The sequence below is a fragment of the Pseudomonas sp. GM25 genome (assembly GCF_000282255.1).
In the GTDB taxonomy this organism is placed as follows: Bacteria; Pseudomonadota; Gammaproteobacteria; order Pseudomonadales; family Pseudomonadaceae; genus Aquipseudomonas; species Aquipseudomonas aphyarum.
Genome location: NZ_AKJQ01000039.1, coordinates 1 through 25,868 on the forward strand (window position 1 = coordinate 1; position 25,868 = coordinate 25,868).

General features: G+C 62.5%; 29 protein-coding genes and 1 pseudogene. 13 read left to right on the forward strand and 17 right to left on the reverse strand.

The window, feature by feature from the left end; all coding sequences use genetic code 11:
- The 4 genes and pseudogenes from PMI24_RS15610 to PMI24_RS15625 all read right to left on the reverse strand — a co-directional run.
- Positions 1-571, reverse strand: a pseudogene (locus PMI24_RS15610) (alpha-2-macroglobulin family protein); the annotation flags it as partial.
- Positions 568-1,233 carry a DUF1175 domain-containing protein gene (locus PMI24_RS15615; protein ID WP_007955533.1) on the reverse strand — a complete coding sequence of 222 codons (666 nt, stop codon included), beginning with the start codon at positions 1,231-1,233 and terminating at the stop codon, positions 568-570. The gene PMI24_RS15615 and the pseudogene PMI24_RS15610, both read right to left, overlap by 4 nt.
- The gene (locus PMI24_RS15620) at positions 1,203-2,915 is read right to left on the reverse strand and encodes a DUF2138 domain-containing protein (protein WP_045121787.1); all 1,713 of its coding nucleotides are present in this window, start codon (positions 2,913-2,915) and stop codon (positions 1,203-1,205) included. Before PMI24_RS15620 ends, PMI24_RS15615 begins: the two co-directional genes overlap by 31 nt.
- A 35-nt stretch (positions 2,916-2,950) precedes the next feature.
- The gene (locus PMI24_RS15625) at positions 2,951-3,742 is read right to left on the reverse strand and encodes a YfaP family protein (RefSeq protein WP_007955537.1); all 792 of its coding nucleotides are present in this window, start codon (positions 3,740-3,742) and stop codon (positions 2,951-2,953) included.
- A gap of 276 nt (positions 3,743-4,018) precedes the next feature.
- On the opposite strand from PMI24_RS15625, the gene PMI24_RS15630 reads away from it, so the two are divergent.
- From PMI24_RS15630 to PMI24_RS15650, 5 genes are all read left to right on the forward strand, one after another.
- The gene (locus tag PMI24_RS15630; protein WP_007955545.1) at positions 4,019-5,164 is read left to right on the forward strand and encodes a Fic family protein; all 1,146 of its coding nucleotides are present in this window, start codon (positions 4,019-4,021) and stop codon (positions 5,162-5,164) included.
- 79 nt (positions 5,165-5,243) lie between these two features.
- Complete coding sequence (locus PMI24_RS15635) at positions 5,244-5,486, forward strand: exodeoxyribonuclease VII small subunit (RefSeq protein ID WP_007894317.1); 243 nt, start codon at positions 5,244-5,246, stop codon at positions 5,484-5,486.
- A complete protein-coding gene (ispA, locus tag PMI24_RS15640) occupies positions 5,483-6,370 on the forward strand; it encodes a (2E,6E)-farnesyl diphosphate synthase (RefSeq protein WP_007955546.1) in 888 nt (295 codons plus the stop codon). The genes PMI24_RS15635 and ispA overlap by 4 nt, the downstream gene beginning before the upstream one ends.
- Positions 6,371-6,461: 91 nt before the next feature.
- Positions 6,462-8,360, forward strand: a complete 1,899-nt coding sequence (gene dxs / locus PMI24_RS15645) for a 1-deoxy-D-xylulose-5-phosphate synthase (RefSeq protein ID WP_007955547.1) — start codon at positions 6,462-6,464, stop codon at positions 8,358-8,360.
- A gap of 164 nt (positions 8,361-8,524) precedes the next feature.
- Positions 8,525-10,408: a TonB-dependent receptor domain-containing protein gene (locus tag PMI24_RS15650; RefSeq protein ID WP_007955548.1), complete on the forward strand. Its 1,884-nt coding sequence runs from the start codon at positions 8,525-8,527 to the stop codon at positions 10,406-10,408.
- On the opposite strand, the gene PMI24_RS15655 is transcribed toward PMI24_RS15650, so the two are convergent.
- From PMI24_RS15655 to nrdR, 12 genes are all read right to left on the reverse strand, one after another.
- Entirely contained in the window at positions 10,405-11,205 is an 801-nt protein-coding gene (locus tag PMI24_RS15655) for a cobalamin-binding protein (protein ID WP_007955549.1), read from the reverse strand. The two genes, PMI24_RS15650 and PMI24_RS15655, sit on opposite strands and share 4 nt — an antisense overlap.
- Positions 11,205-11,624 (reverse strand): hypothetical protein, encoded by a 420-nt coding sequence (locus PMI24_RS15660; RefSeq protein ID WP_007955550.1) that lies wholly within the window; start codon positions 11,622-11,624, stop codon positions 11,205-11,207. Before PMI24_RS15660 ends, PMI24_RS15655 begins: the two co-directional genes overlap by 1 nt.
- Positions 11,621-12,238 carry a GTP cyclohydrolase II gene (ribA, locus tag PMI24_RS15665; RefSeq protein ID WP_007955551.1) on the reverse strand — a complete coding sequence of 206 codons (618 nt, stop codon included), beginning with the start codon at positions 12,236-12,238 and terminating at the stop codon, positions 11,621-11,623. The genes PMI24_RS15660 and ribA overlap by 4 nt, the downstream gene beginning before the upstream one ends.
- A 132-nt stretch (positions 12,239-12,370) precedes the next feature.
- Entirely contained in the window at positions 12,371-13,096 is a 726-nt protein-coding gene (locus PMI24_RS15670; RefSeq protein ID WP_007955553.1) for a substrate-binding periplasmic protein, read from the reverse strand.
- Positions 13,097-13,124: 28 nt separating this feature from the next.
- Entirely contained in the window at positions 13,125-13,628 is a 504-nt protein-coding gene (locus PMI24_RS15675) for a phosphatidylglycerophosphatase A family protein (protein WP_007910933.1), read from the reverse strand.
- Positions 13,625-14,590 (reverse strand): thiamine-phosphate kinase, encoded by a 966-nt coding sequence (thiL, locus tag PMI24_RS15680; RefSeq protein WP_007955564.1) that lies wholly within the window; start codon positions 14,588-14,590, stop codon positions 13,625-13,627. The genes PMI24_RS15675 and thiL overlap by 4 nt, the downstream gene beginning before the upstream one ends.
- 27 nt (positions 14,591-14,617) lie before the next feature.
- Positions 14,618-15,118 (reverse strand): transcription antitermination factor NusB, encoded by a 501-nt coding sequence (nusB, locus tag PMI24_RS15685; RefSeq protein ID WP_007955566.1) that lies wholly within the window; start codon positions 15,116-15,118, stop codon positions 14,618-14,620.
- Entirely contained in the window at positions 15,115-15,591 is a 477-nt protein-coding gene (gene ribH / locus PMI24_RS15690; protein WP_003228649.1) for a 6,7-dimethyl-8-ribityllumazine synthase, read from the reverse strand. The genes nusB and ribH overlap by 4 nt, the downstream gene beginning before the upstream one ends.
- 91 nt (positions 15,592-15,682) lie before the next feature.
- The gene (ribBA, locus tag PMI24_RS15695) at positions 15,683-16,774 is read right to left on the reverse strand and encodes a bifunctional 3,4-dihydroxy-2-butanone-4-phosphate synthase/GTP cyclohydrolase II (RefSeq protein ID WP_007955569.1); all 1,092 of its coding nucleotides are present in this window, start codon (positions 16,772-16,774) and stop codon (positions 15,683-15,685) included.
- A gap of 16 nt (positions 16,775-16,790) precedes the next feature.
- Entirely contained in the window at positions 16,791-17,453 is a 663-nt protein-coding gene (locus PMI24_RS15700) for a riboflavin synthase (RefSeq protein WP_007955571.1), read from the reverse strand.
- Positions 17,454-17,500: 47 nt separating this feature from the next.
- Positions 17,501-18,634 (reverse strand): bifunctional diaminohydroxyphosphoribosylaminopyrimidine deaminase/5-amino-6-(5-phosphoribosylamino)uracil reductase RibD, encoded by a 1,134-nt coding sequence (ribD, locus tag PMI24_RS15705; protein ID WP_007955574.1) that lies wholly within the window; start codon positions 18,632-18,634, stop codon positions 17,501-17,503.
- Positions 18,631-19,095 carry a transcriptional regulator NrdR gene (nrdR, locus tag PMI24_RS15710; RefSeq protein ID WP_003228656.1) on the reverse strand — a complete coding sequence of 155 codons (465 nt, stop codon included), beginning with the start codon at positions 19,093-19,095 and terminating at the stop codon, positions 18,631-18,633. Before nrdR ends, ribD begins: the two co-directional genes overlap by 4 nt.
- 128 nt (positions 19,096-19,223) lie before the next feature.
- On the opposite strand from nrdR, the gene PMI24_RS15715 reads away from it, so the two are divergent.
- The 3 genes from PMI24_RS15715 to trxA are packed head-to-tail and all read left to right on the forward strand — an operon-like array spanning position 19,224 to position 21,253.
- A complete protein-coding gene (locus PMI24_RS15715) occupies positions 19,224-19,688 on the forward strand; it encodes a YbaY family lipoprotein (RefSeq protein WP_007955577.1) in 465 nt (154 codons plus the stop codon).
- Positions 19,685-20,341 (forward strand): class I SAM-dependent methyltransferase, encoded by a 657-nt coding sequence (locus tag PMI24_RS15720; protein WP_007955579.1) that lies wholly within the window; start codon positions 19,685-19,687, stop codon positions 20,339-20,341. Before PMI24_RS15715 ends, PMI24_RS15720 begins: the two co-directional genes overlap by 4 nt.
- A 39-nt stretch (positions 20,342-20,380) precedes the next feature.
- Entirely contained in the window at positions 20,381-21,253 is an 873-nt protein-coding gene (gene trxA / locus PMI24_RS15725; RefSeq protein ID WP_007955581.1) for a thioredoxin, read from the forward strand.
- Positions 21,254-21,257: 4 nt separating this feature from the next.
- On the opposite strand, the gene PMI24_RS15730 is transcribed toward trxA, so the two are convergent.
- Positions 21,258-21,617: a hypothetical protein gene (locus PMI24_RS15730; protein ID WP_007955583.1), complete on the reverse strand. Its 360-nt coding sequence runs from the start codon at positions 21,615-21,617 to the stop codon at positions 21,258-21,260.
- 135 nt (positions 21,618-21,752) lie between these two features.
- Here PMI24_RS15730 and PMI24_RS15735 point away from each other — a divergent pair, with 135 nt between their 5' ends.
- From PMI24_RS15735 to PMI24_RS15755, 5 genes are all read left to right on the forward strand, one after another.
- Entirely contained in the window at positions 21,753-22,346 is a 594-nt protein-coding gene (locus PMI24_RS15735; RefSeq protein ID WP_007955585.1) for a DUF2796 domain-containing protein, read from the forward strand.
- Positions 22,347-22,360: 14 nt separating this feature from the next.
- On the forward strand, positions 22,361-23,071 hold the full coding sequence (locus PMI24_RS15740) for an ABC transporter ATP-binding protein (protein WP_007955587.1): 711 nt from the start codon (positions 22,361-22,363) through the stop codon (positions 23,069-23,071).
- 1 nt (position 23,072) lies between these two features.
- Entirely contained in the window at positions 23,073-24,338 is a 1,266-nt protein-coding gene (locus PMI24_RS15745) for an ABC transporter permease (RefSeq protein WP_007955589.1), read from the forward strand.
- Between the two features lie 11 nt (positions 24,339-24,349).
- Positions 24,350-24,868 (forward strand): DUF3299 domain-containing protein, encoded by a 519-nt coding sequence (locus PMI24_RS15750; RefSeq protein ID WP_007955591.1) that lies wholly within the window; start codon positions 24,350-24,352, stop codon positions 24,866-24,868.
- Positions 24,869-25,026: 158 nt separating this feature from the next.
- Entirely contained in the window at positions 25,027-25,725 is a 699-nt protein-coding gene (locus tag PMI24_RS15755; protein ID WP_007955593.1) for an OmpW/AlkL family protein, read from the forward strand.
- Positions 25,726-25,868 lie beyond the last annotated feature (143 nt).

The window sequence follows — 25,868 nt, forward strand, 5'->3', positions numbered from 1 at the left end:
GGATCGGCTTGCCCTGCCACAGCGGATAGCGGAACTGGCTGACCACTGGCAGACCCGGAATCAGGGCGAATTGCGGTTGCGCGTCGTACGGTGTCGGCGCGGCGATGGCGTTGCCCATCTTCAATTCCGGCACTTCTTCGGTGACTTGCTGACGCGACTCATAGGAGAACGCACGCTGCATCACCCGACGGGATTTGCGGTACCAGTTGTCCCATAGATACGCGAGGGTGTTCGACAGGCCTTCGCCCTTGAACTGGCCGTCGCTGACCACGCGGTGCAGGTTCTTCTGGCGCTTGAGGAAGTCCAGCGGCTTGTCGATTTTGTACACGCGGATGTCGGCGCCGCCGTACGGTTCCATGCGGAAACGACGGTAGTCGCGGCCCGGTGCTTCGAGGCGAACCACCGCCTGTTCGTCGGCGGCGAAACTGCTGTCGGCCAGCAGGAAAAAGCTCTCACCGGAGACCGGCGTATAGCCGCTTGGCTCCACGGTGTCTTCGGCATTCACCACCGAAAACGGGAGGGCTAACAGCAATAGAAAAGGCAGTAAACGCAGCATGCGGGCACCGGTCATTGGGAGAGAAAGTTCAGTCGATAGACGCCGATGAAGTTGGGGTTGGCTGCGTCGGGTATCCATCGGGTGTCCTTCCATGTCATGAGTTGCTGCAGGCTTGCCGAACGCATGCCGTTGTCGGTTGGGGTGGTCGTGCCGGTGTGATAGGCGATGTAGCGGCCCATCCAGATCATCAGGTGCTGGTCGTCGCCCTGATCGAAAAACATCAGATCGCCGGGCCGTGCCTGGGACACGTCGCGGCCGATCAGATGGCTGTTGAACTGAATCAGTTTGATCGCGTTGACGTAAGGCCCGACCTTGCCGCCGCCCTGCTGCCATTGCTGGGCGAGCTTGCGCTGATCGGCGCTCAGGTCCAGCTCCGGCGGCAGGTAGCGGTTGGACACGCCATTGCTGCGCAGCCATTTATCGTCGTGGACTTTCAGCGCTTCGTTGGCGGCGAAGCGCACCAGCCCCGCGCAGTCCTGCTGATACCAGCGCGGGCTCGGGCCTCTGCTCAACTGCTCCTGAGCGATGCGTACGAACCAGGCGCGAAACACCTGGGACTGCTGCGGATCGAGGGCCGGAGCCTCAACGGCTCGGGCACCGGCGCTGAGCAACAGCGCCAGAAGGCCAAGGCTGCGAATCAATCCAGTCACAGCGCTTTCCACTCCAGCGGCAGCCATTGCCAGTGACCGTCAGGCTCGCTGCCTTCAGGCAAAGTCAGGGCGTATTTGCCCATGCCGCCGAGGGTGCGCAGTTTCGGGATCAGGTAGGTTTGCGCGGCGTTGTAGAACACCGGCTCCATGTCCTGCGGCAGGCTGTCCAGGGTTTCCTGCTGGATCAGTTGCGCCATCGAATCCGGGCCGAAGTAGATCGGCATCAGCACGTCTTTCGGCAGTACGTCGGCCATCGGCGGGAAGCGCTTGTCGAGGGTGCCGAGGGCCTTGTCGACCAGTTTGTCGTCGAGGGAAAACAGCAGCGTCGAGCCGTGGCGCGCCAGGCTGACTTTCATGAAAGCACGGCCGGTGATCGCGTCCGGGTTTTCGGCATCCTTGGCCGCGTACGGGCCGAAGTTGGAGCTGACCTGACGCTGCCAGAGGTGGCTCTGGCCTTCCTGCTTCTCGACCACCGGGAACGCATGTTCGTCGACCTTGCCTTCGTAGGCGCCGACCATCGAATCGAACAGCGTGCCGATATCAGCGTCGAGTTTGCCGTTGTCTTCGTCGTTCAGACTGGCCACCAGCAATGGCGTGTACAGCCGCGAATCGGCGTACCAGCACAGGCCCGCCGCGCCGGCCACGTGCTCGGTGAGTTTCTGCGCCACGGCTTCTTCGGCGCCGAGTTTCACCAGCAACGGTTTTTGCGGCTCGGCCGCCACCGGCAAGGTCACGCAGGCACTGGCGCCCAGCGGCATGGCTTGCCAGACCGGTTTGAAATCGAAGTCCGGTTGGTTCTCCAGTTCGTCCATGGCGAGATAGCTATGCCAGCCCTTGTCGTCCATGTCGAAACGCAGGCCGGCGAAGTTCGGGATGAAGCGCTGGTAACCCATGGCCAGAACACTGGAATTGACCGACAGGCGCTGCTTGGTTTCAGGTGTCTTGGCCGTGAGCCCGAACGCTTCGGGGAACAGTTTTTCACCGTTGAGCAGCGCCGCCAGCGCTTGCGGCGAGACGTGGCCGGACTCTTCGGAAGCGCCACTTTCCGGATCGTAGAATTTGGTCGGGTTGGACAGCACCACCAGTTTGTCGCCGCGGGAGGCAAACAACAGAGATTTGCCGGCGTTGTAGGTCAATTGATAGAGCGGCACTTCATCGCCGCCGACTTTCAGGGTGCTGAACACGCTCAGTTGCGAATCATCCAGCGCGACTTTCGCCAGCGGCTCCAGCACTTTGGCCAGCCCGCCGCGATCCATCACCAACAGAAAATCCTTCAGCCGACCATCGGCGCCACGCCACAACGCCACGTCTGCCGGTTGATCGAAGAGCTGCTCGATCAGGCTGTCCTGCAGCTTCAAGTCATGCTCGTAGATGATCCGCCGCAGACTGCCGATCAAGCCGAGGCGGTCGGCGTGGGTTTCGTAATAGAAGACGAAATCCTCGGTCAGCGTGGCCTTGAGGAACGGCACCGTCAGCAGGTCCTTGGGCAACTGGCTCAGGGAGCGGGTTTCCAGCAGCGCGTCCGGGCGGCTGAGGCCGAGCTTGTCGCTGGCCAATTCCGCCGGCGGCGCCTTCGGTTTGTGCATCAGCCAGCCGAGCCCGCCCGCCACGCCGGCCACCAGGCACAGCCCGACCGCCAGCAACGGCCAGCGCCGGGAAGGTTTGCCCGCAGGTGTTACGGCGGCCGGTGTAGCAGTGTTATCGCTCATCTTTCCAGAACCCGAGTTCATCCGTGGCGGGATGCTTAATAGTTGAAAGTCTTGACCAGCAGCAGATCACCGATGGCCCGCAGGGGCACGATGAACGTTTCGCGTTTTTCGTCGACGGTGTTTTCGTTGAGCACCAGCGTGATTTGCGAGGTGATGACCTCGTTCTGGTTGCTGGTCTCCTCGAAGTTATAGCCGCCGTTACCGAAGTTGCCCCAATAGTTGACGTAAACCAGATAGGTGCCGTGCAGCGGCGCAGTCATGGTGAACATTTCCGGGCCGGGGCCATCGACGCCGTCCGGATCGAGGCCGCCGCCGTTGCTCATCGCCGGACGCGCCCAGAAGGCGTGCTGGCCGTCAGGCGTAATGACGTGCAGGTCGAGTTCGGCTTTAGGGTCGTCCCAACCGAGCACCACGCGAATCCGCGCCGGCGTGCGCAAATTGTTGGCTTCGTAGAATTGAACGCGCTTGAGCGACTGGCCGTCGGCGCTGATCACCTCGACACTGTTGGAACCGGCGCCAAACGCATACGGCCGGGCAAAACGGCCCTGGTCGTCGGTGTACAGATTCAGTGGATTGCCATTCACCGCCAGGCTGTGGGGCGGACGCAGATGTCCGATGGCCTTGAGCTGGCCCTCGATCATCGTGCGATTGCGCTGGATGCCGCGATCGATCGGCGGCGTGGGATAGGCGACTTGCGGGTTTTCCGTGCGGTCGAGCAGCCCGTGATAGCGCCAGCCGCCCACCGGCTCCGACATCTCGGCACTCGGTGCAGCCGACAGCGCCGGCACGCAGGCCAGGCCGATCAGCAGCAAAAGAAGTGAACGCATGTGATGCCTCCTGCCATGCCTGACGAAACCTTGCACCCGATCCTCGGTACTTCACAGCGGTGAAAACTGCGTTTCGTCTGAAAGACCCGTGACTGTCGGGTCGTAGAAGGCGCGAAGGTTAGCGATTCGGCAGTTTTTTAACAATCGGATACATGTGGATTTGCGGTGGGAATCACGGCGTCCAGTGGACGATGAGCCGAATAGGCGTCATATTCGGCTCACGAAATGAGCCGAATAGCGTTTCCAATCGGCTCACGCACTCAGGATCAGCAATCAATGACGACTCACTGGATCTGGCAGCAGCCTGATTGGCCCGACTTTAACTGGCAGGCGGAACGCCTGGCACCGTTGTTGCGCGAGTGTGTTCAGGCACAAGGTCAATTGATGGGCATGGCGGGATCGGTGAGCCATTCACTGAGCGCGCAGACAGAGCTGGACGCTTTGCTGCAAAACATCGTGACCTCCTCGGCCATCGAGGGTGAGCAGTTGAATGTCGGATCCGTGCGATCTTCGCTGGCACGGCGCCTGGGGCTGGAATTACCCGATGGCGACAAAGTCAGCAAGCGCAGCGAGGGGCTGGCTCAACTTATGCTCGATGCCACCCGCCGCCTTGCTGAACCGCTGACGCTGGAGCGATTGCTGGAATGGCACTCATGGCTGTTTCCAGAACAGGAGAGTGGTTTCCTTTCGCGAGCAATCAATGTCGGCGCTCTACGCGGCGATGAGCCAATGCAGGTGGTTTCCGGGCGCATCGACCGCCCGACCGTGCACTTCGAGGCGCCACCGCGACAAGGGCTTGAGCGACAACTGGACAGTTTTCTCAAGTGGTTCGACGCCAGTCAGCATCAGGCAGGCCTCGATCCTTTACTGCGAGCAGGTATCGCGCATTTCTGGTTCGTCACCTTGCATCCGTTCGACGACGGCAACGGGCGCCTGACTCGCACCCTCACCGATCTGGCATTGGCTCAAGGCGAAGCGCAGGCGATTCGTTTTTATGCGATGTCGGCCAGCATTCTCGATGACCGCGCGGGCTACTACCGGATTCTAGAATCCAGTCAGAAAGCCACGCTGGACATCACTGACTGGCTCACATGGTTCCTGCAAACCCTGCTGCGCAGCCTGCAACAGGCGATTGCGCGGATTGAAGGCGTACTGGGCAAGTCACGCTTCTGGCAAACGCACCGGGAATCCGAGCTGTCAGTGGAGCAGATCAAAGTGCTCAACCGCTTGCTCGACGGTGGTGAGCGTGGTTTCGAGCACGGTATCAGTGCGGCGCAGTATCAGGCCGTGGCAAAAGTCTCCAAGGCGACGGCGACCCGACATCTGGCGGAGCTGCTGGAAAAAGGTTGTCTCGAACGCCTGCCCGGCGGTGGGCGCAGCACGCGCTATCAGATCAGTTTTCCAGGCAAATCCGCAGAGTGATCCAAGCCCCGCTCATTTGCCCATACCCCCCCTATCTGCTAGTGTCGCGCCGGTTTAACGTCAACCGGAATTAGCCGCCATGGCCCGCAAAAAAGCTGCACTGGATTTCGAACAGTCCCTCGCCGACCTGCAAACGCTGGTGGAGCGTCTGGAGAACGGTGAATTGTCGCTGGAAGACTCGCTGACCGCTTTCGAGCAGGGCATCGGCCTGACCCGTGACTGCCAGGCGGCGCTGGCCCAGGCCGAGCAAAAGGTCCAGGTGTTGCTGGAGCGCGATGGCGAACTCGCCGAGGAACCCTTCGACGCGGATCAGCCAGAATGATTGCAGCGTATTCGGCCACCAGCCAGGCGCGCGTTAACGCGGCACTGGAAACCCTGTTCAACGCCCCGCTGCCAGAACTGGCGCGTCTTTACGAAGCCATGCGCTACAGCGTGATGAACGGCGGCAAGCGCGTGCGTCCGCTGCTGGCCTACGCGGCGTGCGAAGCCCTTGGCGGCAAGGCCGAACAGGCCAACGGCGCGGCGTGTGCGGTTGAGCTGATCCATGCGTATTCGCTGGTGCACGACGATTTGCCGGCGATGGACGACGACGATCTGCGTCGCGGCCAGCCGACCACTCACAAGAAATTCGATGAAGCTTGCGCGATTCTGGCCGGCGACGGATTGCAAAGCCTGGCGTTCAGCGCCCTGCTCGACCCGCGTCTGAGCGACCTGAGCGCAGACATCCGCCTGCAACAGGTCACGGCGCTGGCGCACGCGGCGGGCCCGGCCGGCATGGTCGGCGGTCAGGCCATCGACCTCGGTTCGGTCGGCCTCAAGCTTGATCAGAAAGCGCTGGAACAGATGCACCGACACAAGACCGGCGCGCTGATCGAAGTCAGCGTCAAGCTCGGCGCCCTGGCCAGCGGCCGTGCCGAGAGGGATGAACTCAAGTCCCTGCAGACTTATGCACAGGCCATCGGCCTGGCATTCCAGGTCCAGGACGACATTCTCGACGTCGAAAGCGATACCGAAACCCTCGGCAAACGCCAGGGCGCCGACATTGCCCGCGACAAGCCGACCTACCCGGCGCTGCTCGGTCTGGACGCCGCCAAGGCTTACGCGCTGGAACTGCGCGATCAGGCCCTGCACGCGCTGCGACCGTTTGACGCGGCTGCCGAGCCGTTGCGCGATCTGGCCCGGTATATCGTCGATCGGCGTAACTGAAGGCTAATCAGCCAAAAAAGACCAACGCGTGGGCAGGGGGCGATGCATCAGGTAAACTGCCGCATCTTTTATACCTATAACGATTCGCCTGATGCCCACGACGTTTCATGAGATTCCCCGCAAGCGCCCGACCACGCCCCTGCTCGACCGCGCGAACACGCCGGACGGCCTGCGCCGGTTAGGCGAAGCCGAGCTGGAAACCCTGGCTGATGAGTTGCGCCTGGAATTGCTCTACACGGTCGGCCAGACCGGTGGGCATTTCGGTGCCGGCCTGGGCGTCATCGAGCTGACCATCGCGTTGCATTACGTCTTCGACACCCCGGACGACCGGCTGGTGTGGGACGTCGGTCATCAGGCCTACCCGCACAAGATCCTCACCGGTCGTCGCGAGCGCATGGAATCCTTGCGCCAGAAGGATGGCATCGCCGCCTTCCCGCGCCGCTCCGAGAGCGAGTACGACACCTTCGGCGTCGGCCACTCCAGCACCTCGATCAGTGCCGCGCTGGGCATGGCCATCGCCGCCCGCCTGCAGAACAGCGATCGCAAGGCGATTGCGGTGATCGGTGACGGCGCACTGACCGCCGGCATGGCGTTCGAAGCGCTGAACCACGCGCCGGAAGTCGACGCCAACATGCTGGTGATCCTCAACGACAACGACATGTCGATCTCGCGCAACGTCGGCGGACTGTCGAACTATCTGGCGAAGATCCTTTCCAGCCGCACTTACGCGAGCATGCGTGAAGGCAGCAAGAAAGTGCTGTCGCGCCTGCCCGGTGCCTGGGAAATTGCTCGTCGTACCGAAGAATACGCAAAAGGCATGCTGGTTCCCGGCACCCTGTTCGAAGAACTGGGCTGGAACTACATCGGCCCGATCGACGGCCACGACCTGCCGACCCTGATCGCCACCTTGCGCAACATGCGCGATCTGAAAGGCCCGCAGTTCCTGCACATCGTCACCAAGAAGGGCAAAGGCTTCGCCCCGGCGGAAGTCGACCCGATCGGTTACCACGCCATCACCAAGCTCGAACCGCTGGACGCCCCGGCCGCTGCGCCGAAAAAGGCCGGCGGGCCGAAGTATTCCGGCGTGTTCGGTGAATGGCTGTGCGACATGGCCGCTGCCGACCCGCGTCTGGTGGGCATCACCCCGGCGATGAAGGAAGGCTCGGATCTGGTGGCGTTCAGCGAGCGCTTCCCGCTGCGCTACTTCGACGTGGCGATTGCCGAGCAACACGCCGTGACCCTCGCCGCCGGCATGGCCTGCGAAGGCGCAAAACCGGTGGTGGCGATCTACTCGACATTCCTGCAGCGCGGTTATGACCAGTTGGTGCATGACGTCGCAGTACAAAACCTCGACGTGTTGTTCGCCATCGACCGCGCCGGCCTGGTGGGCGAAGACGGCCCGACCCACGCCGGCAGCTTCGACCTGTCGTTCCTGCGCTGCATCCCGGGCATGGTCATCATGACCCCGAGCGATGAAAACGAACTGCGCAAGATGCTCACCACCGGCCACCTGTACAACGGCCCGGCGGCGGTGCGTTACCCGCGCGGCACCGGCCCGAACGCGACCATCGAGAAAGACCTCGAACCGATCGAGATCGGCAAGGGCGTGGTGCGTCGTCAGGGCAGCAAGGTCGCCCTGCTGGTGTTCGGCGTGCAAATGGCCGAAGCCCTGAAAGTCGCCGAGACGCTGGACGCGACCGTGGTCGACATGCGCTTCGTCAAACCGATGGACGAAGCACTGGTACGCGAAATCGCCAACAGCCACGAGCTGCTGGTGACCATCGAAGAGAACGCGATCATGGGCGGCGCCGGTGGCGCGGTCAGCGAGTTCCTCGCCCGCGAGAACATCCTCAAGTCGGTGCTGCACCTGGGCTTGCCGGACGTTTACGTCGAGCACGCCAAACCGGCGCAGATGCTGGCCGAGTGCGGGCTGGATGAAGTCGGGATCGAAGCGGCGGTGCGTGAGCGCCTGGAGTTGCTCAGCCGCTAGACGCCAGACCTGTGGATAACCCTGTGGGAGCGAGCTTGCTCGCGAAGACGGACAGTCAGTCGACTCATTCTTGACTGACACACCGCATTCGCGAGCAAGCTCGCTCCCACAGTGGTTTGTGCAGCTTTCAAAATTCAATTCGCTTTATGTACCAACGGACTCCGATGAACCTCTCGCGCCTCGCCCTGCCCCTCCTGCTGCTGCCCTCCGCCAACGCCCTCGCTGACAATTTCGAACGCGATCAGGCCCTGAAGCTGCCGGACGTGCTGATCAGCGCCAACCGCCAGGTCGAAGCACGCAACGACAGCAGCGCCGCCAACACCGTGTTCACCCGCGAAGACATCGAACGCCTGCAACCGCGCAGCGTCACCGACCTGCTGCAGCGGGTGCCGGGCGTGCAAGTCGCACAAACCGGCGGACGCGGCAGCCTGCCGGGGATCTACATTCGCGGCACGCAATCGGCGCAAAGCCTGGTGCTGGTCGACGGCCAGCGCATCGGCAACTCCACTTCCGGCGACAGCAACCTGCAACACCTCAACATCGAGCAGATCGAGCGCGTGGAAGTGCTGCGCGGTTCGCGCTCGGTGATTTATGGCAGCGATGCGATTGGCGGGGTGATTCAGATCTTCACCCGACGCGGCGACGAACAAGGCTTGCAGCCCCGGATGCATGTGGGTTTCGGCAGCAATCAGACCTGGGAGCGCAGTGTCGGTCTGTCCGGAGGTGATGAGAAAACCCGTTTCAACCTCGGTGCCAGCCTCGATGAAACCGCCGGCCTCGACCGCACCCACGAGTCGTATCCCAGCGACAGTGATCACGATGCCTACCGCAATAAATCCATCAGCCTGAGTCTCAGCCACGCGCTGACCGATGAAATCGAGGTCGGCGCCAACCTGCTGGATAACCGGGGAAAAAGCGAGTTCGACAACCCGTTCGGACGCTTCGACCCGGTGACCTTCGACTCTGTACAGCAGCAACCGTACAGCGATTTCACCGTCAGCAGTTTCAGCAGCTACATCGACGCGCGGATCAACGAGCGCTGGAAGTCGCGCCTGGAACTCGGCCACAGCGAAAACCGCGAGAAGTCCTTCGACAAGCTCAGCGACGAACGCTCAGTGTTCAACACCTACCGTGATTCGGTGACCTGGCAGAACGATCTGACCCTCGATGCGCGCAACAGCCTGATCCTCGGCGGCGACTGGTACGAAGACCGCATCAACAGCAGCACCGCGTTCGACGAAGACAGCCGCTGGAACCGCGCAGCCTTCATCCAGCATCGCTTCCAGGCCGACAGCTTCTCCACCGAACTCGGTCTGCGTCGCGATGACAACCAGCAGTTCGGCGGCCAGAACAGCTGGAGCGGCACGCTGACATTGCCGGTCAACCCGGACAACGATCTGCTGCTCAGCTACAGCGAAGGCTTCCGCGCGCCGACCTTCAACGATCTGTATTACCCGGACTTCAGCAACCCCGACCTGAAACCGGAAACCTCGAAAAGCTACGAGCTGCAATGGCGCAGCCAGTTGAGCGACAGCACTCGCCTCGAAGCCTCGCTGTACCGGACCGATCTGGAAGACGCGATCATCTTCGGCAGCAACTCACGCCCGGAAAACGTCGCCTCGGCGCGAATCAACGGCTTCGAAGCAGCGTTGAAACAGGAGATGTTCGGCTGGCAGAGCAACCTCGGCGTGGCGATCATCGATCCTCGCGACCGCGACACCGGCCACACTTTGGCGCGGCGTGCCCGGCGCACCTTGAGTTGGGATCTGGATCGACAGTTCGATCGCCTTGGCCTCGGCGCCAGCTGGCAGGCCGTCAGCAGCAGTTACGACGATCTGAACAATCAACAACCATTGGGTGGTTATGCGCTGCTCGGACTGCGCAGCAGCTGGGCGCTGAACCGTGAAATCAAACTGGATTTCAAGGTCGATAACCTGCTGGACAAGGGTTACAGCCGGGCGCTGTACAGCCATGACGGCAGTCAGTATGGCTATCGCGAGGAAGGTCGGGCGTTCATGTTCGGCGTGACCTGGACGCCGCAGCTCTAACGATCTGGCGCAATCAGCTGGCAGAGCTTGGCGGTCGCCTCGATCATCTGCCCGCTCGGACGCTCCAGGCCTTTATCGGTGATCAGCAGCAATTGCCCGTGTTTGACCGCTGCCACCTGCGGCCAAGCGCTCCACGCATCCAGTTGCGGCTGATCGCTGGCCAGAATCACTTCGGGATCACGCTGTAAAACCGTTTCGATGCTCACCTGCGGCGCCGGCAGGCTCAGGTCGGCGAACACATTGCGTGCGCCGCACACTTCAAGCGCATCGCTGATGATCTGCCCGCCACCGACGGTGTACAGCGGCTTGTCCCAGACCTGATAAAACACCCGCAGAGGCGCTTCACGGCGGTAGCGCTGGCGCAGCTTATCGAGGTTTTGCCGCAACTCGCTGGCCCGCGCGATCCCACGCTCAGGACGACCGAGCTGTGTCGCGATGGCCTCAATCTGCGCAGTCAGCTGTTCGAGACTGTGAGGCTCGGCAACGAACGTCGGGATGTTCAGGCGCTTGAGCTGATCGCGCTGGGCCGGGCCGACACTGCCGGGCCACAACAGCAACAAGTCAGGTTTGAGGCTGAGCAGCCGTTCCATGTCGAGCTGGCCGTAACGGCCCACCGAAGGCACGTCCTTGATTGCAGACGGACGCTCACCGGCATCCAGCACCCCGACCAGCAGGTCGGCCGAATTCAGTTCAACAACGATTTCAGACAGGGATGGCGCGAGGCTGACCACCCGCAGGGCGGCCAGCGTTTCACCGCTGACGGCCAGCAGCAAAACCGCCAGCCAGAGACGCCGCATCAAGCGAGTTGACGCGGGATACGGTAGAGGTAGAACAGCACCGCCGTGGACAGCGCCAGCAACATCAGCGGCACCGCTTCAAGGCCGACGAACACCGCCAGCGCGCCAATCCATGCCGGCAGCGCCGCGACCACGTATGCACTGCGAAGGCTCGCCGCCAGGGCAATCCAGGCAGCGGGCTCTTCAGGGGTATCGAGGGCTTTTTGCGTGGCGATCAGCGCATGCTTGTAGCGCCCGAAAAACTTCAGGCTGACAAACATCGAGGCCACGCCAGCGATAAAGAAAGGCATCGCCAGCACCGGCAGAATCGCCTCGCCCTGGCCGAACACAGCGTTGATCACGAACAGCGGCACCAGCGCCAGCGCCAGGTATTTCCACCAGGCGATCGACAGACGGCGCCGCACTTGCCCGCGGGTCACGCCCGGTCTACCTCGCCCTGATGCTCGTTGCCCATCATGTGGTCGAGCTTGCTGGCCTTGGTCGCCAGATAGAGTTTGTTGTGCGGATTGTGGCCGGTGTGCAGCGGCACGCGTTCGGCGACGACGATGCCCATGTCGGTCAAGGCTTTGACCTTGCGCGGGTTGTTGGTCATCAGACGCAGGGATTTGACGCCCAGATGCTCGAGCATCGGCAGGCACATGGCGTAGTCACGCTGGTCGGCGGCAAAGCCCAGACGCTCGTTGGCTTCCACGGTGTCGGCGCCGCCGTCCTGCAATTCGTAGGCACGGATCTTGTTCAAAAGACCGATGCCGCGTCCTTCCTGACGCAGATACAGCAACACGCCACGACCTTCGCGCGCGATGGCTTTGAGCGCGCCCTCAAGTTGCGAACCACAGTCGCAACGCTGGCTGAACAAGGCATCGCCGGTCAGGCATTCGGAGTGCAGACGGCCGAGTACCGGGGCACCGTCGGCAATCTCACCCAGGCTCAGCACGACGTGCTCGCGGCCGGTGGCTTCATCGAGAAAACCGTGCATGGTGAATTGCGCAAAAGGCGTTGGCAGCTTGGAAGCGGCGACAAAAACGACAGGCACCGGTGTGCTCCTGATCTGAAAAGTCCGAGATTCGCTGGGCGGCATTGTAACAGCAGGTTCCCGCAGGCGCTTAGGCTGAATTATCGGCCATAACGATCAAAAAGTTTGATAACAGGCTCGCCCTTATCGCGTTCATTCGAAGGGATATGGTTGTTTCCAGCGCTCGAAGATCGGCTTCAACTCGCCGCTTTTCACCAACTGCTCCATGCGCTGGTCGTAGATCGACATCAGTGCGCGGGCTTGCGGGGTGTCGGCGAAACCGAGGTACAGCGGCAATTCCGCCAGATGTGAATAACGGTACTGCGACGGGTCGGCGGCGTTTCTCACCACCGCTTCTATTTCCGTCAGCGCATCGATGTAGTAATCCGCCCGCCCCTGCTTGAGCATCGACAGGATCCCGGTGCGGCGCTCGATCTGGTTGAAGCGTTTGACGTTCGGCAGGTAGGTTTCGTAGCGATAGCCGCGTACCCAGGCCAGTCGGTACTTGCCCAGCGTCGCCTGGGTCGGCGATGGATTGCTGGCCAGGCCGAGCGCGTAGATGTGGTCGGAATCGAAGTTCCATTTCGGGTACAGCACCTGCTCGGCTTCACCGCGATAGGAACCGACCAGTGCGTCGGCTTCCTTCAACTGCACCAGCCCGACCGAACGGGTGTAGGGCACGGTGCGAATATCCAGGATCACGCCGGCCGGCTCGAAGACTTTGCGCAACACGTCCCAGCCCAGGCCATGGCCATCGGCGGCGGTGTAGTCTTCCCAGTCTTCGCTGGCCAGGTGAATGACCGACGGCGGTGCGTCCTGTGCTTGGGCCACGGCGCCAAGCAAGGTCAAAGCCACTATCGCCAACCAGCGTCGAGTCATCCCTGTGTCCCTCATCCACGCCTGGAAATCAGGCGAAAATCCACACCAGTCCCTGCATCGCCAGCCAGGCAAATACGCCAGCCAACACGTCGTCGAGCATGATGCCGACGCCGCCGTGAACATGCCGGTCGATCCAGCGGATCGGCCACGGCTTGAGAATGTCGAAGAAGCGGAACACCAGGAACCCGGCGAGCAACCAGTACCAGCCTTCCGGCACCAGCCACAGGGTGATCCACATCCCGACCATTTCGTCCCAGACGATGCCTTCGTGGTCGTGCACCCGCAGATCGTCGGCCACTTTGCCGCACAGCCAGAAGCCGAACAGCATGGTGATTCCGAGCATCAGCCAGTAACCCCAGTCGGGCAGCATCTGCCACAACGGGATAAAGGGTAGCGCAACTAACGAGCCCCAGGTGCCCGGCGCCTTGGGCAAGGTGCCCGAGCCGAAGCCGAACGCGAGGAAATGCCAGGGATTGCGCCAGACCGACGGCGGAACGAATTCGGCCGGAACCTGTTTCGGGTGATCTGTCACGGTGACTCCTGAAAATGTTGATAACCCCGGATTTGCGGGGTGATGTCGTGCCCGTCGCGATCCAGCAGCACCACGCCCTGGCCCTGCGTCACGCGGCCGATCACATGGATCGGCCAGCCATCGGCGAGCAGCGCCGGCAACTCGACGGACGGCAAGGTGAAGGCCAGCACGTAATCATCGCCACCGCTCAACGCCGCACGCTCGGCGCCGCGCTGACCGAGAAACGCCACCAGCGCCTCCGACAGCGGAACACGCTCGCGCTCGACTTCGAGGCGAACCTTCGAGGCCAGTGCGATATGACCGCAATCGGCGAGCAGGCCATCGGAGATGTCCAGCGCCGAGGTGGCCTTGCCACGCAGGGCCTGACCGAGGGCGAGTTGCGGTTGCGGCGACCAGTAATGATCGAGCAGCGGCTGGGCGATATGGGGTTCGGCGTCACGCTGGCCCAGCACCAGCGGCAAAGCGCCGGCGGCATTGCCCAGCTCACCACCGACACACAGCAGATCGCCCGGTTGTGCGCCGCTGCGGGTCAGCGCTTTGCCGGCCGGGACGCGACCGAACACGGTGACGGTCAGACTCAACGGCCCGCGCGTCGTGTCGCCGCCCACCAGTGCCACGCCGCAGCCCTGCGCCATGCGGTTCAAACCGCGGGCATAGGCTTGCAGCCAATCGGCGGTCACCGTCGGCAGAGTCAGGGCAAGGGTAAAGGCGACGGGCGTGGCGCCCATGGCAGCGAGGTCGCTGACCGCCACGGCCAGCGAGCGCTGACCGAGCAGAAACGGATCGCAGGGATCGGCGAAATGCACGCCGGCCACCAGCGTATCGGTGGAAACCGCCAGCTGTTCCCCGGAAGGAACCGCCAGCAAGGCGCAGTCATCGCCGATCCCCAGTGCAACGCCTTCGCCGCCCTGCGCACAAGGCGCGGCGGCGAAGAAATTGCGGATCAGCTCAAACTCGCCCATGGCCGAGAAAAAGTATTCAAGCGCGGATCAGCGCTTGAACGCCTTCACTTCAGCTTCACGCAGGCGCGGAGCCAGCTTGTCGAGCACGCCGTTGACGAACTTGTGGCCGTCGGTCGAACCGAACACCTTGGCCAGTTCGATACCTTCGTTGATCACAACGCGGTACGGCACGTCGACGCGCTTGAGCAGTTCCCAGGTGGACAGGCGCAGAACCGCCAGCTCTACCGGGTCCAGCTCTTCGATCGCCAGGTCCAGGCAAGGCGTGAGCGCGTTGTCGATTTCGGTCTTGAACTGCGGAACCCCGTGCAGGATTTCGCGGAAGTAAGCACCGTCGACATCGGTGAAATCGTTATCGACCCGGAACTGCGCTTCGATCTCGTTCAACGACTGCCGAGCCATGTGCCATTGATACAGGGCCTGAGTCGCGAGCTGACGGGCTTCGCGGCGCTTGGCGCTTTTCGATGGTTTGCCGGCATCCGCAGGTTTCGGATCGCGCGGGTTGAAACGATCGCTTTCGTCGCTAATCACTTGGCCTCCAACTGCGCCAGCAGGCTGACCATTTCCAGAGCGGACAGGGCAGCTTCAGCACCTTTGTTGCCGGCCTTGGTGCCGGAACGTTCGATGGCTTGCTCGATGGAATCAACGGTCAGGACGCCGAAAGCGACCGGTACGCCGAACTCCATGGACACCTGGGCCAGGCCCTTGGTGCACTCGCCAGCCACGTATTCGAAGTGCGGAGTACCGCCACGAATGACCGCGCCCAGGGCGATGATTGCTGCGAACTCGCCTTTCTGGGCGACTTTCTGCGCAACCAGCGGGATTTCGAAGGCGCCAGGTGCGCGGATGATGGTGATGTCGCTTTCGCTCACGCCGTGGCGAACCAGGGCATCAACTGCACCGCTGACCAGGCTTTCAACCACGAAGCTGTTGAAGCGGCCCACTACCAAAGCGTAGCGGCCTTTAGGGGCGATGAAGGTACCTTCGATGGTCTTCAGGGTCATTCGTCAGATCTCTTAAAGAGCCGGGACGCGTCTGTTTCGCGTCCCTCAGTGATTTATTTGCCGCGAATTCGGATCCGGAAACAACCGGTCATTATTCGGAGGGCACGTATTCTACAACTTCCAGATCGAAACCGGATATCGCATTGAACTTCATCGGCGCGCTCATCAAGCGCATTTTGCGCACGCCGAGGTCACGCAGGATCTGCGAACCGGCACCGACGATGCTGTAGGTGGTCGGTTTTTTCACCGCCGCCTGATCGCCGGTTTCGCGGATGTGCGCCAGCAACACGTCGCCATCCAGTGGGTGACCGAGCAGCAACACCACACCGCTGCCGGCCTCGGCAACCGCAGCCATGGCGGCGCGCAGGCTCCAGCGGCCCGGTTGTTTGACCATCAGCAGGTCGCGCAGCGGGTCCATGTTGTGCACGCGAACCAGGGTCGGTTCTTCGGCGCAAACGGTGCCCAGGGTCAGTGCCATGTGCACGTCGCCTTCCACGGAATCACGATAGGTCACCAGGTTGAATTGGCCCAGTTCGCTGTCCAGCGGCTGCTCGGCAATCCGCTGAACGGTACGTTCGTGGATCATCCGGTAGTGAATCAGGTCGGCGATGGTGCCGATCTTGATGTCGTGTTCGGCGGCGAAAGCTTCCAGTTCGGCGCGACGGGACATGGTGCCGTCATCGTTCATCACTTCGCAGATCACGCCGCTTGGCTCGAAACCGGCCATGCGCGCCAGGTCGCAGGCAGCTTCGGTGTGACCGGCGCGAGCCAGGGTGCCACCGGCCTGGGCCATCAGCGGGAAGATGTGGCCCGGGCTGACGATGTCTTCGGCTTTCGCGTCCTTCGCAGCGGCCGCTTGCACGGTGCGCGCGCGGTCAGCGGCGGAGATGCCGGTGGTCACGCCTTCGGCGGCTTCGATCGAGACGGTGAACTTGGTGCCGAAACCGGAACCGTTGCGTGGCGCCATCAGCGGCAGCTTCAGGGTTTCGCAGCGCTCGCGGCTCATCGGCATGCAGATCAGGCCACGGGCGTGCTTGGCCATGAAGTTGATGTGCTCGGCCTTGCAGCATTCGGCGGCCATGATCAGGTCGCCTTCGTTCTCGCGGTCTTCGTCATCCATGAGGATGACCATCTTGCCTTGGCGGATGTCTTCAACCAGTTCTTCGATGCTATTGAGCGCCACAAGGCACCCCCTTCAGTCAGGATTTGAGGTAGCCGTTGGCGGCCAGAAAGCTTTCAGTGATGCCACCGGACGTTGGCTCTGCAGCCTTGTCGCCCAACAACAGACGCTCCAGATAACGCGCCAGCAGGTCGACTTCCAGGTTCACCCGGCGACCTGGCTTGTAGGACGCCATGATGGTTTCGCTCAGGGTGTGCGGGATGATCGTCAGCAGGAATTCGGCGCCATCGACCGCGTTCACGGTCAGGCTGGTGCCGTCGACGGTGATCGAGCCTTTATGGGCGATGTACTTGGCCAGCTCTTTCGGCGCGCGGATGCGAAATTCCACGGCGCGGGCATTGTCGCTGCGCGAAACCACTTCGCCGACACCGTCGACGTGACCGCTGACCAGATGCCCGCCGAGACGGGTGGTCGGGGTCAGGGCTTTTTCCAGGTTGACCGGGCTGCCGCTCTTCAGGTCATTCATGGCGGTGCAGTCGAGGGTTTCGCGACTGACGTCGGCGGCGAAGCCGTTGCCCGGCAGTTCAACCGCGGTCAGGCACACGCCGTTGACCGCGATGCTGTCGCCGAGTTTGACGTCGCTCAGGTCGAGCTTGCCGGTTTCGACATGCACCCGCACATCACCGCCCTTTGGGGTCAGTGCGCGGATACTGCCGATGGATTCGATGATGCCGGTAAACATGGGGTTCTCCTTGAGAACGAAGCCAGCGCTAACGCGATGGCCGGGAATTATACGCTCGCCGATGGGACAGGGATTGCAGTGACTCGCCAGTCATCGCCAACCGCGCGAATTTCAGTGATTTTCAGCTCCGGCGCATCCTTCATATAGGCTAGCGGCCAGTCCAGAAGCGGACGCGCCGTGGAGCCGAGGAACTTGCCGGCAATGAAGATCACGAACTCGTCGACCAGACCGAGCTGGGCAAACGCGCCGGCCAGTCGCGGACCGGCCTCGACCAGCACTTCGTTGACGCCACGGTTGGCCAGTTCGATCAGCAACTGGTGCAGATCGACCTGACCGTCATCGCCCGGCACGATCAGGCATTCCGGACCGTGGGCGTACTGTTCTTCGATGGCCACGCAGGTGGCGACGAGCGCCGGGCCGGCCTTGAAGAACGACGCATCCAGCGGCACCCGCAGACGCCCGTCAATCAGCACCCGCAGTGGCGGACGGCTCAGGGCCAGCGCGGTTTGTTCGGCATCCAGCCCCAGCTCATCACCGCGAACGGTCAGGCGTGCACCATCGGCCAGCACCGTGTCGGCGCCGGTCAGCACCACACTGGCCTGGGCGCGCAAACGCTGAACCGCAGAGCGTGCGGCTGGGCCGGTAATCCATTGGCTCTCGCCGCTTTCCATCGCCGTGCGACCATCGAGACTCATGGCCAACTTGACCCGCACGAACGGCGAGCCGTGTTCCATGCGCTTCAGAAAACCTTGATTGAGCTTGCGCGCCTCAGCTTCCAGCACGCCGCTTTCGGTGGCGATGCCGGCATCGGCCAAACGCTGCAAACCGCGCCCGGCGACTTGTGGATTCGGATCACGCATCGCCGCGACCACCCGGCCAACACCGGCATTCACCAGCGCATCGGCGCACGGCGGCGTACGGCCGTGGTGGCTGCAAGGTTCGAGGGTCACGTAAGCCGTGGCGCCCCGGGCCAGTTCACCGGCGGCGCGCAGGGCGTGGACTTCGGCGTGGGGTTCGCCGGCGCGTTCATGCCAGCCTTCGCCGACAATCTGCCCGTCACGCACGATCACGCAGCCAACCCGTGGATTGGGATGAGTCGTGTAATGACCCTTGCGCGCCAACTCCAGGGCCCGGGCCATGAAGTGGGCGTCGAGGATGGCCTGCTCGGCGGCGGTGGTCATTCTTTCACCGGTTCGCGGGCGAGGCGGTCGATCTCTTCGCGGAATTCGTTGAGGTCCTGGAAGCGGCGGTACACGGAAGCGAAACGGATGTAGGCCACTTCATCGAGCTTTTGCAGCTCGGCCATCACAAGTTCGCCGACCACGAGGGACTTGACCTCGCGCTCGCCGGTGGCGCGCAGCTTGTGCTTGATATGGACCAGCGAGGATTCGAGGCGCTCGACGCTCACCGGACGTTTCTCCAGGGCGCGTTGCATGCCGGCGCGGAGTTTTTCTTCGTCGAACGGTTGGCGGCTGCCGTCGGTTTTGATCAGGCGCGGCAACACCAGTTCGGCCGTCTCGAACGTCGTGAAACGTTCGCCGCAGGCCAGGCATTCACGCCGGCGGCGCACCTGTTCGCCCTCGGCGACCAGACGCGAGTCGATGACCTTGGTGTCGTTGGCACCGCAGAAGGGACAGTGCATGGTGGCTGGCAACAAAAAAAGGGAGGGCCATGGTAGCGCATCCCGGTGGCAAGACAAGCCATAGGCTTTGCGGTATACAGACTGCCATGATCGTTTGATCCATGGATTTCATTTTGCTGGAGCCGCCAATGTCCCTACGACCGCTCGTTTTGCTCAGTGTTTTCAGCCTGCTGGTGGCCTGTGGCAGCGATGCGCCCAAGCCTCAGCCGCCCACGCCGGGCCCGGCGCCGCAACAGGCGCAGAAAAAAGCCCGCGAAGCCGCCGACCTCGGCCCGCTGCCGGCCTATCAGCGCGAACTGAGCGGCACCCTGCAAGGCGTGCCGGCCGGTGCCGAAGTCGAACTGGCGCTGCTGGTGATCGACGCAAAGGATCGCCCGCAACAATTGCTCGCCAGTTCCAGCCTGATCGGCAACAACCAGATTCTGCCGTTCCATCTGCGCTTCAACCCCGATGCTTTCCCGGTGGGCGCGCGGGTTGAACTGCGCGGCCGTGCCAGCCAGTCCGGCCAATTGATCCTGCACCTGCCGTCGCAGACCATCACTCAGCCGACCACCCAGGCGCTGGGCCAGCTGCAATTTGTCAAAGCACCATGAATGCACCGTTAGACCTGCAACAGTCGCTGGGCGAGTTGCTCGGCGACGCCCGACTGAAAGCCTGTGCGTTGCCGGACACCGATTTGCAGCTGTGGCTCATTGATGGCGACAACATGGCGCGCGAGTTCAGCCAGGAGGAAACCCAACGCATCCTGCATGAACCGCCGTACTGGAGTTTCTGCTGGGCCAGCGGTCTGGCGGTGGCGCGCTATCTGGCGGAGTTTCCCGAGTGGGTTCGGGGCAAACGGGTGCTGGATTTCGGCGCCGGTTCCGGAATCGCCGGCATCGCCGCGGTGAAAGCCGGTGCGCTGGAAGTCGTGGCCTGCGACCTGGATCCGCTGGCGATTGCCGCCTGTCGGGCGAATGCCGAACTCAATGATGTGCAGATGAGCTATTCCACGGATTTCTTCGCCGAAGCCGATCGCTTTGATCTGATCCTGGTGGCGGACGTCTTGTACGACCGGGAAAACCTGCCGCTGCTCGATGCCTTCCTGAGCCGTGGCCGCGAAGCGCTGGTGGCGGATTCCCGGGTCCGGGATTTCCGTCATCCGCTGTACCGGCGCATCGAAATACTCGAAGCCATGACCCTGCCGGATCTGGCCGAGCCCGAAGAGTTTCGCCATGTCAGCCTCTACCATGCGGCCCGCGCCTGACCGTATAGTTGCCCCATTCACGCTTTTACGAGATACCCCATGAGTCAGCAAACGCCGTACATCTTCGACGCCACGACGGCCGACTTCGACCAGTCGGTGATCGAGGCTTCCTTTCAAAAACCGGTGCTGGTGGATTTCTGGGCCGAATGGTGTGCGCCGTGCAAGGCGCTGATGCCGATGCTGCAAGGGATCGCCGAGAGCTATCAGGGCGAGTTGCTGCTGGCCAAGGTCAATTGCGATATCGAGCAGGACATCGTCGCCCGTTTCGGCATCCGCAGCCTGCCGACCGTGGTGCTGTTCAAGGACGGTCAACCGGTGGACGGGTTTGCCGGTGCGCAACCGGAATCCGCCGTGCGCGCCCTGCTCGAACCGCATGTGCAGATGCCCGCGCCGTCCGCCGCCGATCCGTTCGAACAGGCTCAGGCACTGTTTGACGAAGGCCGTTACGCCGACGCGGAAGCGACACTGGTTACGCTGCTGGGCGAAGACAACACCAACGCCAAGGCGCTGATCCTCTACGCTCGCTGCCTGACCGAACGCGGTGAGCTGGGCGAAGCGCAAACCGTGCTCGACGCGGTCAAGAGCGACGAGCACAAGGCTGCGCTGGCCGGAGCCAAGGCGCAGATCAAGTTCCTTGGTCTGGCCCGCGACCTGCCGGATGCCGCCGACCTGAAAAGCCGTCTGGCGCAGAACCCGCAGGACGATGAAGCGGTGTATCAACTGGCGATCCAGCAACTGGCCCGTCAGCAATACGAAGCGGCGCTGGACGCATTGCTCAAGCTGTTCATCCGCAACCGCAGCTACGGCGAAGGTCTGCCGCACAAGACCTTGCTGCAAGTCTTCGAACTGCTGGGCAACGATCACCCGCTGGTGACCGCTTACCGGCGCAAGGTGTTTGCGGCGTTGTACTAAGCGCTTACTCGACCCAGCTGTAGAGCGGCGTATCCCCGCCGCTCAGCACTTTCACATCGGCCGAATGACGCAGGCGCACCAGCAAGCGTTTGCCCGCCACTGCGCTACCGGTCAGTCCTTCGAGTTGATCCAGCAACTCCGGGCCGCTGAGTTGTCCGGCCTTGCGCAACAGATCCCTGGCGACCTGCCACAACGCGTCATCCTGATTCACCGGTTTCGCCACAGGCGCCGCCGCTGCTGTCTGCGGCTGGGCCGTCTGCACCTGCACGCCAAACTGCGCACCGAGCCGCGCCCAGTCGCTTTCATCCAGTTCCAGAGTCAAATCCACCGGCAATTCGCCGACGGTTCCGCGTATCCGCAACATAAGCTTCGCTCCCGCACATTTCTGACCTGCATGCTCCCATGGGACTTGTGTAACGCCAAGCGGGCGGGCAAACTCTGCGCACTTTCGTTATAAGATTACATAACAAACTCTTCACTTTACTTCCCGGAGACCGCCATGCGTCGTCTGCTGCTCGCTTTGCCGTTTGCCCTGTTGCCGCTGGCCATCGCCCATGCTGCCGATGAGCATGATCACGACCATGAGCACGGCAGCCTCGGTGCCCACGAACATGGCGTCGGTCGCCTGAACGCTGCACTCGATGGCCAGACTCTGGAACTGGAGCTGGAAAGCCCGGCGATGAACCTCGTGGGTTTTGAACACGTCGCCACCAGCGATGCCGACAAGGCCAAGGTCGCAGCCGCTCGTGCGCAGCTGGAAAAACCGCTGGCGCTGTTCAGCCTGCCGGCCGCCGCCGGTTGCAAGGTCACCAGCCAGGAACTGGAAAGCCCGCTGTTCGGCGACAAGCCGGATGCCGACGACCACGACGAAGAGGAAGCCGGCAAGGACGGTCACGAGCATCATCACGACCACAGCGAAATCCACGCCCACTACCAGTTCAGCTGCGCGGCGCCGGGCGCGTTGAAAACCCTGGACCTGGCGAACCTGTTCAATACCTTCCCGGCCACCCAGAAAATTCAGGTACAACTGATCAGCCCGAGCGGCCAGCAAGGCACGGAAGTGACGGCCAAGGCCGCCGCCCTGAAGTTCTGACACGAAACGGCGCCATGACCCAAGCACTCATCGAACTGTCCGACCTGGGCTTCAACTGGCCCGGTCACCCGCCGCTGCTGGACATCCCGGCGTTTCGCCTGGAAGCCGGCGAAACCCTGTTCCTCAAGGGCCCCAGCGGCAGCGGCAAGACCACCCTGCTCGGCCTGCTCGGCGGGGTGCAGAAACCCGGTCGCGGCAGCATTCGCCTGCTCGGCCAGGAGCTGACCGAGCTGGGTGCCGGCGCCCGTGATCGCTTTCGCGTCGATCACACCGGCTACATTTTCCAGCAGTTCAACCTGCTGCCGTTTCTCTCGGTGCGCGAGAACGTCGAGCTGCCGTGCCATTTTTCGAAGCTGCGGGCCGAACGTGCGAAGCAGCGTCACGGCAGCGTCGATCAGGCCGCCGCCACCCTGCTCGCCCACCTGGGTTTGAAGGACGAAAGCATCCTGAGTCGCCGCGCCGATTCGCTGTCGATCGGTCAGCAACAGCGGGTCGCCGCAGCGCGCGCATTGATCGGGCAACCGGAACTGGTGATCGCCGACGAACCGACCTCGGCACTGGATTACGACGCCCGGGAAAACTTCATTCGCCTGCTGTTCGCCGAGTGCCGCGAAGCCGGCTCGAGCCTGTTGTTCGTCAGCCACGACCAGAGCCTGGCGCCGCTGTTCGACCGTCACCTGTCCCTGGCCGAACTCAATCGCGCCGCCACGTCTGCCGAGGTCTGAGATGTATCTGTTCCGTCTGGCCATGGCCAGCCTCGCCAACCGGCGTTTCACTGCCCTGCTCACCGCTTTCGCCATCGCGCTTTCTGTCTGCCTGCTGCTGGCGGTTGAGCGGGTGCGCACCGAAGCCAAGGCCAGTTTCGCCAGCACCATCAGCGGCACCGACCTGATCGTCGGCGCCCGTTCCGGCTCGGTGAACCTGTTGCTGTATTCGGTGTTTCGCATCGGCAACGCCACCAACAACATCCGCTGGGACAGCTTCGAACACTTCGCCAGCAATCCGAAGGTGAAGTGGGCAATTCCGATGTCCCTCGGCGATTCCCATCGCGGCTACCGGGTGATGGGCACCACCGAAGCCTATTTCGAGCATTACCAGTACGGTCGCCAGCAGCATCTGGAACTGGCGGACGGCCGCGCCTTCGCCACCGATCCGTTCGAAGTGGTGCTCGGTGCCGAAGTGGCCGAGGCGCTGCATTACAAGCTCGGCGACAAACTGGTGCTGGCCCACGGCGTGGCGACGATCAGTCTGGTCAAGCACGATGACAAACCGTTCACCGTGGTCGGGATTCTCAAGCGCACCGGCACCCCGGTGGACCGCACGCTGCACATCAGCCTCGGCGGCATGGAGGCGATCCACATCGACTGGCACAACGGCGTGCCGGCCCGTGGCAACGGCCGGATCAGCGCCGATCAGGCGCGCAACATGGACCTGACGCCGCAAGCGATCACCGCGTTCATGCTCGGCCTCAACAGCAAGATTTCGACCTTCGCCCTGCAACGGGAGATCAACGAATTCCGCGGCGAGCCGATGCTGGCGATTCTGCCGGGTGTGGCCTTGCAGGAGTTGTGGAGCCTGATGAGCACCGCTGAAAAAGCGCTGTTCGTGGTCTCGCTGTTCGTGGTGTTGACCGGGTTGATCGGCATGCTCACGGCGATTCTCACCAGCCTCAACGAACGCCGTCGCGAGATGGCGATCCTGCGTTCGGTGGGCGCGCGGCCGTGGCATATCGCGAGCCTGCTGGTGCTGGAAGCGTTCGCTCTGGCGCTGACCGGGGTGATCGCCGGGCTGGCGTTGTTGTACCTCGGCATCGCCGCTGCTCAGGGTTATGTGCAGGCCAATTACGGGCTGTATCTGCCGCTGGCGTGGCCAAGCGAGTATGAATGGACGCTGCTCGGTGGCATTCTGGCTGCCGCGCTGCTGATGGGCAGCGTGCCGGCCTGGCGCGCGTATCGCCAATCTTTGGCCGATGGCCTGTCGATCCGTTTATGAGGATGTTCACCATGCCCCGCGCCGTGCTTGCGCTGCTGTTGCTGGTCGCCCTGCCCGTGTGGGCGGCGACGCCGAAAGACCTGACCTGGTCGGAGATGATCCCGCCGGACGCGGCGCCCGAAGTGCCGAACATGACGCCGCTGCATGACCTGTCGAAGATGAGCGACGCGCTGTCCGCCGAATCGGCACCAGCGGCGAAACAGGACATGCCTAACGCCCCTGTGGTGCAAAGCCTCGACGGCCAGAACATTCGCCTGCCGGGTTACATCGTGCCGCTGGAAGTCAGCGAGGAAGGTCGCACCACGGACTTCCTGCTGGTGCCGTACTTCGGCGCCTGCATCCACGTGCCGCCACCGCCGTCGAACCAGATCGTGCACGTGAAAAGCGAACTCGGCGTGAAGCTCGACGAGCTGTATCAGCCTTACTGGGTGGAGGGACCATTGCAGGTCAAGCAGTCCACCAGCGAACTGGCTGATGCCGGGTATCAGATGGAAGCGGACAAGATTTACGTCTATGAGCTGCCGGAGTAACTCCGGCAGTCAGTTATAGCCCGCTCCATCGGCTTTGCGAGCAAAGGTTCCACAAAAAAACTGCCCATCACTGTTTCATTGAGCTGAGTCAAAAGACCGTATCAGACGGATTCGTACCATAGGACATCAAACATTTTTAACGTCCTTTGGGAGCTTCCATGAACAAGTCCTTGCTCAGCGCCTCGCTGTTTGCCCTCGCGCTCGCAGCCCCGCTCGCCCACGCCCACGAAGCCGGCGACATCATCGTTCGTGCCGGTGCGATCACCGTCAACCCGAAGGCCGACAGCTCCAGCGTCAAGGTCGATCAGGGTCCGCTGAGCGGCACCAACCTGGGCGGCAAGGCGACCATGAGCAGCGACACCCAACTGGGTCTGAACTTCGCCTACATGCTGACCAACAACATCGGTATCGAGCTGTTGGCCGCGTCCCCGTTCGAACATGACGTGAAGCTCAAGGGCACTGCCCTGCCAGCCGCCAACGGCAAGCTCGGCACCCTGAAACACCTGCCGCCGACCCTGAGCGTCGTCTACTACCCGCTGGACGCCAAATCGGCCTTCCAGCCGTACATCGGCGGTGGCATCAACTACACCTGGATCTACGACGAGCACGTCGGCAGCGAAGCCCAGTCCAACGGCTTCAGCAACTTCAAGGCGAAAAACTCCTGGGGCCTGGCCTGGCAGGTCGGCGCCGACTACATGCTGACCGACAACATCATGCTCAACGCCCAGGTGCGCTACATCGACATCGACACCCGCGCCACCGTCGAGAACAACGCCGTGGCACCGGGCACTCGCGCAAAAGTGAATGTCGACGTCGATCCATTTGTGTACATGGTCGGTCTGGGCTACAAGTTCTAAGCAGCAATCAAAGGACGTTCACGTGGTGGTGAATGAGGCTTGGTGGCGGGCAGGCTCAGAACTGACGGCGATGTTACGCCATCGACCGGGGAGCAAGCTCCCTCGCTACAGGAAACCGGTGTGAAACCCGAATTCCGGCCGTG

Coding starts and splice junctions, on each gene's coding strand:
- PMI24_RS15615 (WP_007955533.1), bottom strand. CDS start 1,233: ATGGCTGCCGCTGGAGTGGAAAGCGCTGTGACTGGATTGATTCGCAGC.
- PMI24_RS15620 (WP_045121787.1), bottom strand. CDS start 2,915: ATGAGCGATAACACTGCTACACCGGCCGCCGTAACACCTGCGGGCAAA.
- PMI24_RS15625 (WP_007955537.1), bottom strand. CDS start 3,742: ATGCGTTCACTTCTTTTGCTGCTGATCGGCCTGGCCTGCGTGCCGGCG.
- PMI24_RS15630 (WP_007955545.1), top strand. CDS start 4,019: ATGACGACTCACTGGATCTGGCAGCAGCCTGATTGGCCCGACTTTAAC.
- PMI24_RS15635 (WP_007894317.1), top strand. CDS start 5,244: ATGGCCCGCAAAAAAGCTGCACTGGATTTCGAACAGTCCCTCGCCGAC.
- ispA (WP_007955546.1), top strand. CDS start 5,483: ATGATTGCAGCGTATTCGGCCACCAGCCAGGCGCGCGTTAACGCGGCA.
- dxs (WP_007955547.1), top strand. CDS start 6,462: ATGCCCACGACGTTTCATGAGATTCCCCGCAAGCGCCCGACCACGCCC.
- PMI24_RS15650 (WP_007955548.1), top strand. CDS start 8,525: ATGAACCTCTCGCGCCTCGCCCTGCCCCTCCTGCTGCTGCCCTCCGCC.
- PMI24_RS15655 (WP_007955549.1), bottom strand. CDS start 11,205: ATGCGGCGTCTCTGGCTGGCGGTTTTGCTGCTGGCCGTCAGCGGTGAA.
- PMI24_RS15670 (WP_007955553.1), bottom strand. CDS start 13,096: ATGACTCGACGCTGGTTGGCGATAGTGGCTTTGACCTTGCTTGGCGCC.
- thiL (WP_007955564.1), bottom strand. CDS start 14,590: ATGGGCGAGTTTGAGCTGATCCGCAATTTCTTCGCCGCCGCGCCTTGT.
- ribH (WP_003228649.1), bottom strand. CDS start 15,591: ATGACCCTGAAGACCATCGAAGGTACCTTCATCGCCCCTAAAGGCCGC.
- PMI24_RS15700 (WP_007955571.1), bottom strand. CDS start 17,453: ATGTTTACCGGCATCATCGAATCCATCGGCAGTATCCGCGCACTGACC.
- ribD (WP_007955574.1), bottom strand. CDS start 18,634: ATGACCACCGCCGCCGAGCAGGCCATCCTCGACGCCCACTTCATGGCC.
- nrdR (WP_003228656.1), bottom strand. CDS start 19,095: ATGCACTGTCCCTTCTGCGGTGCCAACGACACCAAGGTCATCGACTCG.
- PMI24_RS15715 (WP_007955577.1), top strand. CDS start 19,224: ATGTCCCTACGACCGCTCGTTTTGCTCAGTGTTTTCAGCCTGCTGGTG.
- PMI24_RS15720 (WP_007955579.1), top strand. CDS start 19,685: ATGAATGCACCGTTAGACCTGCAACAGTCGCTGGGCGAGTTGCTCGGC.
- trxA (WP_007955581.1), top strand. CDS start 20,381: ATGAGTCAGCAAACGCCGTACATCTTCGACGCCACGACGGCCGACTTC.
- PMI24_RS15730 (WP_007955583.1), bottom strand. CDS start 21,617: ATGTTGCGGATACGCGGAACCGTCGGCGAATTGCCGGTGGATTTGACT.
- PMI24_RS15735 (WP_007955585.1), top strand. CDS start 21,753: ATGCGTCGTCTGCTGCTCGCTTTGCCGTTTGCCCTGTTGCCGCTGGCC.
- PMI24_RS15740 (WP_007955587.1), top strand. CDS start 22,361: ATGACCCAAGCACTCATCGAACTGTCCGACCTGGGCTTCAACTGGCCC.
- PMI24_RS15745 (WP_007955589.1), top strand. CDS start 23,073: ATGTATCTGTTCCGTCTGGCCATGGCCAGCCTCGCCAACCGGCGTTTC.
- PMI24_RS15750 (WP_007955591.1), top strand. CDS start 24,350: ATGCCCCGCGCCGTGCTTGCGCTGCTGTTGCTGGTCGCCCTGCCCGTG.
- PMI24_RS15755 (WP_007955593.1), top strand. CDS start 25,027: ATGAACAAGTCCTTGCTCAGCGCCTCGCTGTTTGCCCTCGCGCTCGCA.